This window comes from Streptomyces gardneri (genome assembly GCF_006539185.1).
Classification (GTDB): Bacteria; Actinomycetota; Actinomycetes; order Streptomycetales; family Streptomycetaceae; genus Streptomyces; species Streptomyces gardneri.
The window spans coordinates 73,095-88,061 of record NZ_BJMN01000012.1 but is presented as its reverse complement, the minus strand read 5'-3'; the positions used below and the strand labels follow the sequence as shown (position 1 = coordinate 88,061).

Annotated in this window: 12 protein-coding genes; 9 read left to right on the top strand and 3 right to left on the bottom strand. The window is 71.9% G+C overall.

Features of this window, described 5'->3' with window-relative positions:
• The first annotated feature begins 116 nt into the window (after nt 1–116).
• From SGA01_RS10130 to SGA01_RS10120, 3 genes are all read left to right on the top strand, one after another.
• Nucleotides 117–1,868 (top strand): serine/threonine-protein kinase, encoded by a 1,752-nt coding sequence (locus SGA01_RS10130; RefSeq protein ID WP_141295559.1) that lies wholly within the window; start codon nt 117–119, stop codon nt 1,866–1,868.
• Between the two features lie 169 nt (nt 1,869–2,037).
• Entirely contained in the window at nt 2,038–3,702 is a 1,665-nt protein-coding gene (locus tag SGA01_RS10125) for a succinic semialdehyde dehydrogenase (protein ID WP_141295555.1), read from the top strand.
• Between the two features lie 43 nt (nt 3,703–3,745).
• Nucleotides 3,746–5,575 carry a GMC family oxidoreductase N-terminal domain-containing protein gene (locus tag SGA01_RS10120; protein ID WP_141295551.1) on the top strand — a complete coding sequence of 610 codons (1,830 nt, stop codon included), beginning with the start codon at nt 3,746–3,748 and terminating at the stop codon, nt 5,573–5,575.
• Nucleotides 5,576–6,134: 559 nt separating this feature from the next.
• Here SGA01_RS10120 and SGA01_RS10115 read toward each other — a convergent pair.
• On the bottom strand, nt 6,135–6,425 hold the full coding sequence (locus tag SGA01_RS10115; RefSeq protein ID WP_055641783.1) for a chorismate mutase: 291 nt from the start codon (nt 6,423–6,425) through the stop codon (nt 6,135–6,137).
• Nucleotides 6,426–6,754: 329 nt separating this feature from the next.
• On the opposite strand from SGA01_RS10115, the gene guaA reads away from it, so the two are divergent.
• The 4 genes from guaA to SGA01_RS10095 all read left to right on the top strand — a co-directional run bounded on the left by guaA (nt 6,755) and on the right by SGA01_RS10095 (nt 11,310).
• Nucleotides 6,755–8,347: a glutamine-hydrolyzing GMP synthase gene (guaA, locus tag SGA01_RS10110; protein ID WP_141295548.1), complete on the top strand. Its 1,593-nt coding sequence runs from the start codon at nt 6,755–6,757 to the stop codon at nt 8,345–8,347.
• Nucleotides 8,348–8,458: 111 nt separating this feature from the next.
• Nucleotides 8,459–9,247, top strand: coding sequence for a class II aldolase/adducin family protein (locus SGA01_RS10105; RefSeq protein ID WP_055641781.1), 789 nt, complete (start codon nt 8,459–8,461; stop codon nt 9,245–9,247).
• Nucleotides 9,248–9,444: 197 nt separating this feature from the next.
• Nucleotides 9,445–10,677, top strand: a complete 1,233-nt coding sequence (locus SGA01_RS10100) for a hypothetical protein (RefSeq protein ID WP_371866016.1) — start codon at nt 9,445–9,447, stop codon at nt 10,675–10,677.
• Nucleotides 10,678–10,767: 90 nt separating this feature from the next.
• Nucleotides 10,768–11,310 (top strand): DoxX family protein, encoded by a 543-nt coding sequence (locus SGA01_RS10095; protein ID WP_141295542.1) that lies wholly within the window; start codon nt 10,768–10,770, stop codon nt 11,308–11,310.
• On the opposite strand, the gene SGA01_RS10090 is transcribed toward SGA01_RS10095, so the two are convergent.
• A complete protein-coding gene (locus SGA01_RS10090; RefSeq protein WP_141295539.1) occupies nt 11,217–11,480 on the bottom strand; it encodes a hypothetical protein in 264 nt (87 codons plus the stop codon). The genes SGA01_RS10095 and SGA01_RS10090 overlap by 94 nt on opposite strands.
• A complete protein-coding gene (locus SGA01_RS10085; RefSeq protein ID WP_141295536.1) occupies nt 11,467–12,810 on the bottom strand; it encodes a PspC domain-containing protein in 1,344 nt (447 codons plus the stop codon). The genes SGA01_RS10090 and SGA01_RS10085 overlap by 14 nt, the downstream gene beginning before the upstream one ends.
• A 156-nt stretch (nt 12,811–12,966) precedes the next feature.
• Between SGA01_RS10085 and SGA01_RS10080 the strand changes: the two genes are divergently transcribed.
• A complete protein-coding gene (locus tag SGA01_RS10080) occupies nt 12,967–14,232 on the top strand; it encodes an ATP-binding protein (RefSeq protein ID WP_141295533.1) in 1,266 nt (421 codons plus the stop codon).
• A complete protein-coding gene (locus tag SGA01_RS10075; protein WP_141295530.1) occupies nt 14,229–14,951 on the top strand; it encodes a LuxR C-terminal-related transcriptional regulator in 723 nt (240 codons plus the stop codon). The genes SGA01_RS10080 and SGA01_RS10075 overlap by 4 nt, the downstream gene beginning before the upstream one ends.
• The last annotated feature ends 16 nt before the right edge of the window (nt 14,952–14,967 follow it).

Sequence of the window (14,967 nt, the reverse complement as noted above, 5' to 3'; positions counted from 1 at the left end):
GGTGCCCGGAATGCCCATCGGCCCCCGGTCACAGTGCTGTTCCTATGACGGCCCCGAGGTTACGCACCCCGTGCCCCCCTCCGTAACCTGGCATCCGAAGGAACGGGCGGGGGCAAGTGGAACATTCTCAGAGCACAGGGGCGGGGCTGTTGCTCGCGGGTCGTTACCGGCTCGGCGAGTGCATCGGGCGCGGCGGCATGGGCAAGGTCTGGCGCGCCCACGACGAGGTACTGCACCGCGTGGTCGCGGTGAAGGAGCTGACGGCGGGTCGCTTCGTGGCGGAGGCCGACCGGCTCGTGCTGCACGCGCGGACGCAGAAGGAAGCGCGGGCCGCCGCGCGGATCACCCACCCGGGCGTGGTCACCGTCCACGACGTCCTGGAGCACGACAGCCGTCCGTGGATCGTCATGCAGTACGTCGACGGGCCCTCGCTCGCCGACGCCGCCAAGGAGTCGGGGGCGATCGAGCCGCGCGAGGCGGCCAGGGTCGGGCTGCACGTCCTCGGCGCGCTGCGGGCCGCGCACGCGGCCGGGGTGCTGCACCGGGACGTCAAGCCGGGCAACGTCCTGCTGGCGCGGGACGGGCGCGTGCTGATCACGGACTTCGGGATCGCGGCGATCGAGGGGGACTCGACGATCACGCGGACCGGGGAGATCGTCGGCTCCATCGACTATCTGGCGCCCGAGCGGGTACGGGGCGGAGATCCCGGTCCCGCCTCCGACCTCTGGTCCCTCGGGGCCACGCTGTACACGGCGGTGGAGGGCACCTCGCCGTTCCGCCGGACCTCCCCGATCAGCACGATGCAGGCCGTGGTGACGGAGGAGCCGCCGTACCCGGAGAAGGCGGGGCCGCTCGCGCCCGTCATCGTGGCGCTGCTGCGCAAGGAGCCGGAGCACCGGCCGCGCGCGGAAGAGGCCGAGCGGATGCTGCTCGACGCGATGGAGGGACGGACGCCGCAGACGGCGCAGGCGTACGTGCCGACCCAGCGCGTGGCGCGGGAGGACCTGGACCCGACGCCGAGCGTGCTCGGTTTCGACCTGGTCGAGCTGAGCGAGGAGGAGGACGGCGGAGCGGGCACGAAGAACGCCGCGGGTCCGACGGATTCCTCGCGCCCGTCCGGTCCGGTCCGTACCGCCCAGTGGCCCCACCCGCCGCAGGGATCCGAGTCCGCCCCGCACCAACCCGCCGCTTCCCCGCCGACCGTGGTGCCGTCCGCGTCCACCCCGGCACCCGCCCCCTCGTCGTCCTCCTCCGGCCGGGGCCGCTGGCGCACCGTCGTCCCCGCGGCCCTGGTCGCCGGTCTCGTCGCGGGCGGCGCCGTCTTCGCGGCCATGAACTACAAGAGCGACAACCCGCACGCCAACGGCGGACGGCCCACGGCCACCGCCCCCGCCACCCAGGGCAAGGAAGCACCCGTCCCGGACGGCTGGCACCGCGTCGACGACCCTGCGGGCTTCAGCCTTCTCGTACCGGACGGCTGGAAGCGCCAGAAGGAGGGCGACCAGATCGACTACACCCCGGACAACGGCAAGCACCGCATCCGGATCAGCATCGACCGGAAGCCCGACTTCGAGAATCCGTACATGCACGCCCTCGACCTGGAGCGCGTCCTGGAGAAGCGGATGGACTACACGCGGATCAAGCTCGGCCAGGTCACCTACCGCGACCAGGTCCTCTCCTGCCAGTGGGAGTTCAGCTGGACCGAGAGGAAGGACTTCCCCGGGCCGCGGCACGCGATCGACCTCATGTACTACGAGGACGACGGCACGGAGTACGCCCTGTACATGTCGTCACCGGAGTCGAGCTGGGAGACCACCCGCGAGCAGTTCGACATCGTGGTCCAGCACTGGCGCGCGCCGGGGGAGTGACCGAGCGGCCGGGCCGAAATCTCCTCGCGAGGCCTTGCCCGGCCTCCGGCAGCCGTAAGCCCCTGATCAGGGCTTATATGCCAGTGATCACTGGCGTGATGTGTGCGCCCGGTGAAAACGCATTACCGACGGGTACCCAAAGGGCGGAACGCCGCCTACGCTCGCCCTCATGACGGACTCGCAGGCCCCCGCCGCCCTCTCGGTTCCCGACGCCCCCGCCGCGAAGGGCGGAGCGGCCGCGCCCGCCGGCGCGACCAACCCGGTCGCGCCCGCGCCCGCCGGCGTGCGGACCGCCACCGACGTCGTGACGCCCGAGGTGGTCGCCCGCCTCACCCGTGGCGTCGTCGGCTCCGGCCGGACCGCCAACCACACCCCCTTCACCGGGGAGAGGCTGGCGGAGCTGCCCGAGTCCACCCCCGAGGACGTCGCCGAGGCCTTCACGCGCGCGCGTGCCGCCCAGACCGCCTGGGCCGCCACCCCGGTCAAGGCCCGCGCCGCCGTCCTCCTGCGCTTCCACGACCTCGTCCTCCAGCGGCAGTCCGAGGTCCTCGACCTCATCCAGCTGGAGACGGGCAAGGCGCGTCTGCACGCCCACGAGGAGGTCCAGGCGGTGGCCGTCGCCGCCCGCCACTACGGCCGCAAGGCCGCCTCGTACCTGCGCGCCAAGCGCCACACCGGAGTCGTACCGACCCTCACCAAGGTCACCGAGCTGCGCCAGCCGCGCGGGGTCGTCGGCCAGATCGCGCCGTGGAACTACCCGCTGGAGCTCTCCGTCGGCGACGCGCTCCCCGCCTTCGTCTCGGGCAACGCGGTCGTCATGAAGCCCGACACCGAGACCGCGCTCACCGCGCTCTGGGCCCGCGACCTGCTGATCGAGGCCGGGCTGCCCGCCGAGGTCTTCCAGGTCGTCCTGGGCGAGGGCCCGGTCGTCGGCCCCGAGGTCGTCAAGCACGCCGACTACGTCTCGTTCACCGGCTCCACCCGCACCGGCCGCGAGGTCGCCCAGGGCGCCGCCGCCCGGCTCGTCGGCGTCTCCCTCGAACTCGGCGGCAAGAACGCGATGCTCGTCCTGAAGGACGCCGACATCGAGAAGGCCGCCGCCGGAGCCGTCCGCGCCTGCTTCTCGTCCGCCGGACAGCTCTGCATCTCCATCGAGCGGCTCTACGTCCACGAGTCGATCGCCGACGCCTTCCTCGACCGCTTCGCCGCCCGCACCAAGGCCATGCGGCTCGGCAGCTCCCTCGCGTACGGGGCGGACATGGGCTCCCTCGTCGGCGACCGGCAGCTGGAGACGGTCACGAAGCACGTCGAGGAGGCCGTCGCCAAGGGCGCCAGGCTCGTCGCCGGCGGCGTCGCCCGCCCCGACATCGGCCCCCTCTTCTACGAGCCGACCATCCTCGACGGCGTCGAGGCCCCGATGGCCGTCTGCTCCGAGGAGACCTTCGGCCCGGTCGTCTCCGTCTACCGCTTCACGGACGAGGACGAGGTGATCGAGCTCGCCAACGGCACGCCGTACGGCCTCAACTCCTCCGTGTGGACCAAGGACTCGCGCCGCGGCCACGCCGTCGCGGCCCGGCTGCGCACCGGCACCGTCAACATCAACGAGGGGTACGCGCCGGCCTACGGCAGCGTGCAGTCCCCGATGGGCGGCATGAAGGACTCCGGTCTCGGCCGCCGCCACGGCTCGGAGGGCATCCTCAAGTACACCGAGGCCCAGACCGTCGCCCAGCAGCGGCTGATGCCGCTCGCGCCCTCCTTCGGCATGGACGACGAGAAGTACGCCGCGGTGATGAGCCTGTCCCTGAAGGCGATGAAGGCCCTGCGCCTGCGCTGACCACGCGCCGCCCGACCTGTCCCTTTTTCGTGCGAGGAGAGCCATGACCGCGGTACCCCCTACCCAAAATCAGGAGCAGGCGGAGGACGCCGCGTACGACTACGACGTCCTCGTCGTCGGCTCCGGCTTCGGCGGTTCGGTCACCGCCCTGCGACTCACGGAGAAGGGCTACCGGGTCGGTGTCCTGGAGGCCGGCCGCCGCTTCACCCCCGCGTCCCTGCCGAAGAACTCCTGGGACCTGAAGAACTTCCTGTGGGCCCCCGCCCTCGGCCTCTACGGCATCCAGCGCATCCACCTGCTGGGCAACGTGATGGTCCTCGCGGGCGCCGGCGTGGGCGGCGGCTCCCTCAACTACGCCAACACCCTCTACGTACCGCCGAAGCCCTTCTTCGACGACCCGCAGTGGAAGGACATCACGGACTGGCAGGACGAGCTGCGGCCGTACTACGACCAGGCGCAGCGGATGCTCGGCGTCCGGCTCAACCCGACGACGACCCCCTCGGACGTGCACCTCAAGGCGGCCGCGCAGGCGATGGGCATCGGCGACACCTTCCACATGGCGCCCGTCGGGGTCTTCTTCGGGGACGGGGCCGACGCCGACGGCACCTCGAAGGCGAAGCCGGGCGGCCAGGTCGCCGACCCGTACTTCGGCGGCGCGGGCCCCGCCCGGCGTGCCTGCACCGAGTGCGGCGAGTGCATGACGGGCTGCCGCCACGGCGCCAAGAACACCCTCAACGAGAACTACCTCCACCTCGCCGAGAAGGCGGGCGCCACCGTCCACCCCATGACCACGGTCGTCACCGTCACCGAGGACTCGCGGGGCGGCTACGCGGTGCAGACCCTCCCCACCGACAACCGCAAGAAGGGGAAGGGCCGGACCTTCCGTGCCCGCCGCGTGGTGATCGCGGCCGGCACGTACGGCACGCAGACCCTGCTGCACCGGATGAAGGACGGCGGCCTGCTGCCCCGGATCTCGCAGCGGCTCGGCGAGCTCACCCGGACCAACTCCGAGGGCCTGGTCGGCGCGCAGACCACCGACCGGCGCTACCGCAAGAAGCACGGCAAGGAGAAGGTCGACTTCACCCGGGGCGTCGCCATCACCTCCTCGATCCACCCCGACGCGAACACCCACATCGAGCCGGTCCGGTACGGCAAGGGCTCCAACTCCATGGGCGGCATGACCGTCCTCCAGGTGCCCTACGGGGCCCACCGGGTGCGCAACTGGTTCCTCAACGTGCTCAAGCACCCCACGCTCGCCGCCCGCTCGCTCTCCAACTGGCGCTGGTCGGAGCGGACCATCATCGGTCTGGTCATGCAGTCCCTGGACAACTCCCTGACGACCTACCGCAAGCCCGGCGGGATCGGAAAGGGCCTGCTCACGGCCCGCCAGGGGCACGGAGCGCCGAACCCGGTGCAGATCCCGGAGGCCACCGAGGCCGCCACCCTCCTCGCCGAGGAGATCAACGGCTTCGCCGGCTCCAACATCGGCGAGCTGATGGGCACCCCGCTCACCGCCCACTTCCTGGGCGGCTGCCCGATCGGCGCCGACGCCGAGTCCGGCGTCATCGACCCGTACCACCGGCTCTTCGGGCACCCCGGGATCTCCGTCGTCGACGGGGCGACCGTCTCCGCCAACCTCGGCGTCAACCCGTCCCTGACGATCACGGCGCAGGCGGAGCGGGCGATGTCGTTCTGGCCGAACAAGGGCGAAGAGGACCCGCGGCCGCGGCAGGGGGAGGCGTACGTACGCGTGGCGGCGGTCGAGCCGAAGTCGCCCGCGGTCCCGGCCGAGGCCTTCGGCGCCCTGCGGCTGCCGTTCCTGGGAATCCCGACGGTCCCGCCGAAGGCGAAGGCGACGGACGGCCAGGCGTGAGACGCACGGCATGACATGCCCGGCGTGAGACGCACGGCATGAGACGCACGGCATGAGAAAAGGCGCTGCACCCCCCTCCGAGTGCAGCGCCTTTCCTGCTTTTGGTGATGCTGCATAGATGACCCGCGACCGACGGGATTGGTTGTAGCGGTTGCACAGGATCTTGGTGTGACGCGCGTCACGCTGGGGGATCGCCCACGAGAAAGGGCCCCGTGCCGCGATTCCGGTCGCGGCACGGGGCCCTTGGCGTCGGCACCGGGGGATCGCGCCGCGCGGGGGAGGAGGTCGGGGGACGGGTGTACGAGGGAGATCGACCGGTTGCGGCCGGCCCCGGGCGTCCCCGGGACCGACCGCCCTTTCTGGTGACCGGGCTGCTGTCCCCTGCTGCCCAATCACACGCGCTGGTGCGAGGTCCCACGGCGCACCGGAGGTACGCCACACGCCCCAGCGAAGCCACGCGTGGTTTCTACGGGCCCGCCCCTGGCTGGCACGGACACCCGGACCAACGAAGCGGGGTCGGGGCCGGTCACGCGCCGTACGGGTGAGAGCGGGGTCGAACTCAGATGCGGCCCCGGCACAGCTCCAGCATGGTCATCGCAAGGGCCGTGCCGGGCTTGCCCAGCGCGTCACGGTAGTGACCGAGGACCTCCATCTCGCGGGTCAGGTTCACCCGGCGGCCGCCGGAGGAGATCCGGGCCTCCTGGATGACGGCCGAGACGGCCATCCGCTCCTGGATGAGGCCGATGATCCGGTCGTCGAGGGAGTCGATGCGCTCGCGGGCGCCACCGATCAGCGTCGCCGCCTCGTCGGTGCGGGCGCCGGTCTTCTCGGTCTGGGTCATGGCGGTCATACGGGGCTCCTCGGGGTGTCGGGGGGCGGAGCCCCGGGGCGACACGGCCCGGAAACGACAGAACGCCCCGGGCCTTGTCGGCCCGGGGCGCCTGGGAAGTCGCTTGTCAGTTGCTCAAGCAGCACGACCATGGCAGCCGGACGGGCCGGTGCCATAGGTAAAGACGAAGGTCGAGAGCTTGCGCATGGCGACAGTATGGACCCCTCCGCGGACCGGGGACCAACCCGGGTTCGGATGGTGAGACGAAAAGTCCGACCGGCGCGCCGGTAGAATCGACAAATAGCACCCCCCTTCGGGGGACCCCCTCCTACCGCCGGAAGGCCGCCGTAGTGTCATCAGCGACCCCCGCTGCCGCGCCCGACGTCTCCAACCCGGACGTAGTCCTCGTTGTCGACTTCGGCGCCCAGTACGCCCAGCTCATCGCCCGCCGCGTCCGTGAGGCCCGGGTCTACAGCGAGATCGTCCCGTCCACCATGCCGGTGGCCGAGATGCTGGCCAAGAACCCGAAGGCGATCATCCTCTCCGGCGGCCCGTCCTCCGTGTACGCGGAAGGCGCTCCCCGCCTCGACCGCGCGATCTTCGAGGCGGGCGTCCCCGTCTTCGGTATGTGTTACGGCTTCCAGCTGATGGCGACGACCCTCGGTGGCACCGTCGACAACACCGGCGCCCGTGAGTACGGCCGTACCGGCCTGCACGTCTCCAAGGCCGGCTCGACCCTCTTCGAGGGCACCCCGGTCGAGCAGTCCGTGTGGATGTCGCACGGCGACGCCTGCTCCGCCGCCCCCGAGGGCTTCTCCGTCACCGCGTCCACCGACGTCGTGCCGGTCGCCGCCTTCGAGAACGACGAGAAGAAGCTCTACGGCGTCCAGTACCACCCCGAGGTGCTGCACTCCACGCACGGCCAGCAGATCCTGGAGCACTTCCTCTACCGCGGCGCCGGCATCGAGCCCAGCTGGACCACGGGCAACGTGATCGAGGAGCAGGTCGCGGCGATCCGCGCCCAGGTCGGCGACAAGCGCGCCATCTGCGGTCTCTCCGGCGGCGTCGACTCCGCCGTGGCCGCCGCGCTCGTGCAGAAGGCCATCGGCTCGCAGCTCACCTGCGTCTACGTCGACCACGGTCTGATGCGCAAGGGCGAGACCGAGCAGGTCGAGAAGGACTTCGTGGCCGCCACCGGCGCCAACCTGAAGGTCGTCGACGCGCAGGAGCGCTTCCTCGACGCGCTCGCCGGCGTCTCCGACCCGGAGACCAAGCGGAAGATCATCGGCCGCGAGTTCATCCGCGTCTTCGAGCAGGCGCAGCTGGAGATCCTCCAGGAGGAGGGCCCCGAGGTCGCGTTCCTCGTCCAGGGCACGCTCTACCCGGACATCGTCGAGTCCGGCGGCGGTACCGGCACCGCCAACATCAAGTCGCACCACAACGTCGGCGGACTCCCCGACGACATCGAGTTCCAGCTCGTCGAGCCGCTGCGCCAGCTCTTCAAGGACGAGGTCCGGATGGTCGGCCAGGAGCTCGGCCTGCCCGACGAGATCGTCCAGCGTCAGCCGTTCCCCGGCCCCGGCCTCGGCATCCGCATCGTCGGCGAGGTCACCAAGGACCGCCTGGACCTGCTGCGCGAGGCCGACGCCATCGCCCGCGAGGAGCTCACCGCGGCCGGTCTCGACCGTGAGATCTGGCAGTGCCCGGTCGTCCTGCTCGCCGATGTCCGCTCCGTGGGCGTCCAGGGCGACGGCCGCACCTACGGTCACCCGATCGTGCTGCGCCCCGTCTCCTCCGAGGACGCGATGACGGCCGACTGGTCGCGTCTGCCCTACGAGGTGCTGGCCAAGATCTCGACCCGCATCACGAACGAGGTCGCCGACGTGAACCGCGTCGTCCTCGACGTCACGAGCAAGCCCCCGGGCACCATCGAGTGGGAGTAGTCGCTCCCGCTGGTGTCCGAAGCCGTCGTCCCGGTGCTCCGGGGCGGCGGCTTCGTCGTGTTCACGTCCGAACTCTGGTGACTTGCCCGGCCGGGCGTTACCTTCCGGCGCATGAGCGTGATACCCGTGCCCGTCCCCGTCGACCGGCTCCACTTCGCCATGCCGCCCGTCCACGCGACGGCCGAGGAGGAACGCACCCACCGCAGACAGCGGCTCGCGGGCGCGCTCCGGCTCTTCGGACGGCTCGGATACGAGGAGGGCGTCTCGGGCCACATCAGCGCCCGCGACCCGGAGTTCCCCGACTGCTACTGGGTGAACCCCTTCGGGGCGCCCTTCGAGGACCTCACCGCGAGCGACCTCGTCCTCGTCAACGGCGACGGGCAGGTCGTCCGCGGCGGACAGCACGTCAACCAGGCGGCCTTCACCGTCCACGCCCAGGTCCACCGGGCCCGGCCCGACGTCGTCGCCGTCGCCCACACCCACTCCCTCCACGGAAGGGCGCTCGCCGCGCTCGGCGAACTCCTCGACCCGCTCACCCAGGAGGCCTGCGCCTTCTACCAGGACCACGCCCTCTACGACGCCTACACCGGCGTCACCGTCGACGCCGAGGAAGGGCGCCGGATCGCCCTCGCCCTCGGCTCGTTCAAGGCGATCGTGCTGCGCAACCACGGGCTGCTCACCGTCGGCACCTCCGTCGACGCGGCGGCCTGGTGGTTCATCGCCATGGAACGCTCCGCCCAGGTCCAACTGACCGCGCGGGCGGCCGGGAAACCCGTGCCGATCGACCACCGGGAGGCGGTCGCCACCCGCGAACAGCTGGGCAGCGACCTCGTCGGCTGGATCAACTACCAGCCGCTCTGGCGCAGGATCAGCCGAGCGGAGCCCGAACTCCTGTCGTAACACCATCGCTTCACCCTTCTGTACGTCAATGAGATGGCGCGGCAATCACTCTCCGGCGGGGCGCACACGGCAGCTCCGGGAGCCGCCGATACGACACAATTCCGGGGAATCAACGGCTGGTTGACCGTTCGGCACGCATCGGAGCGCACCGGGACGCAACGGAACGGGTCGTGAAGTGAGCTCGGGAAGTGAGCACCGTGGCGGTTCAAGAGGCGAGACAGTACGGCGAACACGCGACGGCCTGCGCCGGCTGCGCCCACTGCGGGAAGGCCGGCCACCGGCGCGCGGTCGCCGCCTTCCTCGCCCGGCGGGACGAGCTGGCCGCCGGGCACGGAGTCCCCGCGGCCGTCGCCCACTCGCCGGTCGCCGCCCGCCAGTGGGTCTCCGACGAGCTGGCCCAGTCCGCCCGCGCCGTGGCCGTGCGCGGCCGCGAGGCCGGGGCGGCCTGGCTCGACCGGGTCCGCAGCGGGGGCATCGGCGCCGTCTGGGGAGCCGTCCTCGCCCTCCTCCTGGGCCAGGCCCTCACCGCGATCGGGAGCGGCTGGACCGCCGCCTGCACGGCCGGCCTGTGCACCGCCCTCGTCCTCGCCGTCCTGCTCAGCGCCGCCGCCCACACGCACCGGGCGCGCGGCGGTCTCCTCGCCCCCCTGATCGGCGAGGACAACCGGCTCTCCACCACCCGCGCCGTCGCCGCCGCCTGGCTCCTCCTCCTCGCCTTCACCCTCCCCTTCCTGGCGGTCCACGCGCCGGGCCCGTCGACCTTCGCGCTGTCCCGGAGCGCCGGCCTGCTCACCGTCTTCACCCTCGTGTCGGCGGTCACTCTCACCGCCCGCGTCGTCGTCTCCGTCCGGATCGCCTCCCGCCGCCTCCAGAAGGTCCGTGCCGACCGTCCGCGCGCCGCCGACCTGCTCTGCGACGACAGCGGCCGGGCCGGCCTCGTCGACGTCCAGTACCTCCTCGTCTCCTGCGCCGTCCTGGCCCTGACGGCCGTCGGCCTCGCCCGTGACCCCGGCCGGCTCCCCGAGGTCCCCTGGTCGCTCGTGCTGCTCCTCGCCGTCTCGGCGGCCTGGCACCTCGCCGCGAAGTGCACCGAGGGCGTCCGCCCCACCATCCACTCCGTCGTCCGCTCCCGGGAGGCGGGCGACCTCGACGCCCCGATCCGCACGGGTGACGACATCGAGATCCGCGGCTGCGGCTTCGTCCCGCCGGGCGCCGCCGCCCCCGAACCGCTGACCCGGCTGGTCGTGCGCATCGGCCCCGTCCACGCCCACGTCCCCCTGGTCCCTGTCCCGGGCGGCTTCGCCAACCCGACGGACGCGACCCTCACCGTCCCCCTCCCCGCGGACGTCGAACCGGGCCGGGTGGAGGTCTCGGTCGTGACGGCGGCCGGCGTCGAGACCAATCGGGTCACGATCGACGTCGTCGACTAGCGTCCGGCTCCCTCCACGTATCCCTCCGGCACGAGTCCGGGGAGAATCGTTCCGCGAACAGTCGTACGGGGCGTGGAGAGGTGACCGGCGATGACGGGACGAGCGAACCGGACGGACGGAGCGACGGGGTGGCGTGCCACCTACGCCCGATGGCAGGTCACCTTCACCCGGTGGAAGGCCCTCGGCTCCCGCTACGCCCTCATCCCGCTACGGCTCTTCCTCGGGATCACGTTCGTCTACGCCGGCCTCGACAAGCTCACCGACTCCGCCTTCTTCGCCGCGGACGGCAGCGGTTCCATCGGCGAGACGATGCGCGCCGTGCGGGACAGCTCGGCGATCCCCGGCCTCGTCGACCTCGCCCTCAAGAGCCCCGCCGGCTTCGGGTACGCCATCGCGTTCGGAGAGATCGCCGTCGGGATCGGGACCCTGATCGGCCTCTACGCCCGTGTGGCGGCGCTCGGCGGCGCGCTGATCTCCCTGAGCCTCTGGCTGACCGTGAGCTGGCAGGTGAACCCGTACTACCTGGGCAACGACCTCGCCTACTTGATGGCCTGGCTCCCGCTGCTGCTCGCCGGGGCGTCCGAGCTGTCGGCGGACAGGCTTCTCGCGGACCGGCGGCGGCGTATTTCATAGCTCATCCAGCCCGCGAAGCCGGCCGTGCCCAGACCGGCGCAGAGCACCGGGACCACCCCGAACCACGGGGCCGTCCAGGCCCCGGCGAGGTCGCCCGCGTAGACCGCGACCAGGGTGAGGGCGGTGAGGCCGACGAGCAGCCGGCCGGGGCGGAACTCATGAAGCAGCACGGGTGACCTCCACCTGTCCGATGCCGACCTCGAGCGAGAGGTCCAGCGTGCCTGCCGGGGCGGTCCCGGCCGGCGGGGCGATCGTGTGGGTCTCGTCCCGGTCCGGGGCGATGTCGATGTCCTCGGCGGGCTGCCCGGGAAGCTTCAGATCGCCGAGCCCCACCTCGGCGTGGAGCTTCACCACGACGTCCTTCGGGACGACGACCTTGAGCTGTCCGGCGCCCACGTCCGCCCGGGTGGTGACGGTCGTGCCCGCGGGGACCGGGAGCGCAGACAGGTCGAGCAGGCCCACGCCGGTGCCCAGCTCGTAGGACGGCTGCACCGCGGCGACGGTGGCCGGCTTCCATGTCTCACGGACCCAGTCCGTGGTGATCCGGTCGGGCAGGGCGACCGCCCCGGCGAGCAGGCAGGCCGTGATCACGGTGTTGACGATCGTCCCGAAGCCCGTGCGGCCGAGGAAGGAGCTGATGACGAGGCCCAGGCCGAACACCGCGAGGGCGGCGACCAGACCCGTCTGCAGGCTCGTGCCCAGCGGCTCGGTCTCCCAGGTGAGGGCGGTGCCGAGGACGGCCGCGAGCATCGCGAGCAGATGGGTGAGACCGGCGATGGAGAGCGGAGTCCGCCGGACGGAGGGGGTCGGCCGGTCGGCGCGGGAGGGGTCGGGTCCCCACTGGCTTCCGGGCTTCGGCACCACGCCGTCGACCTTGCCGTCCTTGTCGACGATGCCGTGCGGTCCCCAGAGGTATTCGAAGGTCACCCTGCCGGTCGAGCCGTCCTTCACGATCGGGTCCTTCCACCAGGAGTGGTAGTACTCGATCCGGGGCGGCGCCTTGGTCTCGGGCGGCGCCTCGACGACCACATGCGCGGCGCCCGTCTCCGTCCGGCCCTCCGCCTCGCCGCCGACCGCCCGGCGCCGCGACCAGACCGCCGCGCCGCAGACCGCGAGCGACAGCAGCATCGTGAAGCCCAGCATCGACCCGCTGCGCAGCGTCGTCAGGAAGATCCCACAGCCGGTCAGCGCCATGAATATGGCGGCCAGGGTGGCCCCGGTGACCCGGCCCGTCAGGAGCCTGCGCCCCTCGTGCTCGTCCTCGCCCGCGAGCGGGACGAGCAGCCACGCGAAGCCGTAGAAGATCAGGCCGACCCCGCCCGTCACGGACAGCACGCCGACCGTGATCCGGAAGATCACCGGGTCGAGGTCGAAGTGCCGGCCGAGGCCCGCGCAGACTCCGCCCACGACCTTGCCGCTCCGCGAGCGCTGCAGAGGCAGGGAGGCATCGGCCTCCGCCGGCGGCGGGGCCTCGTGGGTCGAAGGCTTCGAACTCGTCATGCGTCCATGGTGACTGCCCGTGACCCGTCGCGGCACCGGGATCGACCCTGGCCCGACCCTGATATTCCGAGGGGTGCCGCCCCTGAGGCGTTACCAGGGGCGATCTCAGGGCCGACCCTGATGTCCGGGGCGGGCCGGACGTGTGACGATCGGTGCATGTCCGCAGCCGCTCGTGTCACCGAGACCGACGAACCACCCGTGCGCAGGCTCTACCGGAGCGCCGACGGGCGGTGGCTCGGCGGTGTCGCGCGCGGCCTCGCCGGCCACCTCGGACTGCCGGTCGTCTGGGTGCGCGCGCTGTTCGTGGCGCTGTTCTTCACGGACGGCCTCGGCGTCCTGCTCTACGCGGTCTTCTGGATAGTCGTCCCGCTCGGCGTCGGCGGCCGGGCCGCTCCCCGCCCCGTCTTCGAGATCACCCCGGACGGTCGTCGCCGGCTCCGCAAGCCCGACAAGGGCCAGGTCTTCGCCCTGATCGCGCTCGTGATCGGCACCGTGGCCCTCATCGGGAAGGTCAACGTCGACAACGAGTCCGGGCGGTACATATGGCCGCTCCTCCTCATAGCGGTCGGCGTCGTCCTGGTCTGGCGCCAGGCGGACAACGCCCGCCGCGCCAGCTGGACCGAGTCCGGCCGGCGCAGACGCACCCTCCAGCTCGTCCGCGGACTCGTCGGCGTCGCCCTCGTGGGCACGGGCCTCGCGGTCTTCCTGGTGGTCCGCGGCTCCATAGCCCAGCTGGGGACGGCCCTCACCGCCGCCGTCGCGGTCCTCACCGGCATAGCGCTGCTCGCGGGCCCCTGGCTGGTCCGGATGTCGCAGGACCTGACGGAGGAGCGGACCATGCGCATCCGCGCGCAGGAGCGCGCCGAGGTCGCGGCACACGTCCACGACTCGGTGCTCCACACCCTCACTCTGATCCAGCGCAACGCCGACGAACCGGGGGAGGTGCGTCGTCTCGCCCGCGCGCAGGAGCGGGAGCTGCGGAACTGGCTCTACAAGCCCGAGGGCACCGGCCGGGACGAGGAGGAGCCCGCGACCCTCGCGGAGGCGGTGAAGAAGGCCGCGGCCGAGGTCGAGGACAAGCACGGAGTCCCGCTGGAGGTCGTCGTCGTCGGCGACTGCCCGCTCGACGAGAAACTGACCGCACAGATGCAGGCCGCACGCGAGGCGATGGTGAACGCCGCCAAGTACGGTGGCGAGGGCGGGGCGGTGCAGGTTTTCGCCGAGGTGGAGGGCCGCATGGTCTTCGTCTCGGTGCGGGACCGCGGTCCCGGCTTCGACCTGGACGCGGTACCGGAGGACCGGATGGGCGTACGAGAATCGATCATCGGTCGTATGCAGCGCAACGGCGGTTCGGCCCGGCTGCGGTCCGTGCCGGGCGGGGGCACCGAAGTGGAGCTTGAGATGGAGAGGGCGGACGGATGAGCGACGAGACCGGGGCAGCGGGCGGGACCGAGGCGGGGGCGACGGCACCGGGCACGGAACGCCGGGTGCGGGTCGTGCTCGTCGACGACCACCGCATGTTCCGTACGGGAGTGCAGGCGGAGATCGGCCGGACCGAGATCACCGGGGTCGAGGTGGTCGGCGAGGCCGCCGACGTCGACCAGGCGGTCACGGTCATCACCGCGACCCGACCCGAGGTCGTCCTCCTCGACGTGCACCTGCCGGGCGGTGGCGGCGTCGAGGTGCTGCGCCGCTGCGCGAGCCTCATGGGGGCCGCCGAGGACCCGGTCCGCTTCCTGGCGCTGTCCGTCTCGGACGCGGCCGAGGACGTCATCGGGGTGATCCGGGGCGGTGCCCGCGGCTACGTCACGAAGACGATCACCGGCACCGACCTGGTCGACTCGATCTTCCGTGTCCAGGAGGGCGACGCCGTCTTCTCCCCCCGGCTCGCCGGGTTCGTCCTGGACGCCTTCGCCTCGACGGACGCGCCGCCGGTGGACGAGGACATGGACCGGCTCACCCAGCGGGAGCGGGAGGTGCTGCGACTGATCGCCCGTGGATACGCGTACAAGGAGATCGCCAAGCAGCTCTACATCTCGGTGAAGACGGTCGAGTCGCACGTCTCGGCGGTGCTGCGGAAGCTCCAGCTCTCCAACCGCCACGAGCTCACCCGCTGGGCTACCGCCCGCCGCCTGGTCTGAGCCCCGCACGATCGGG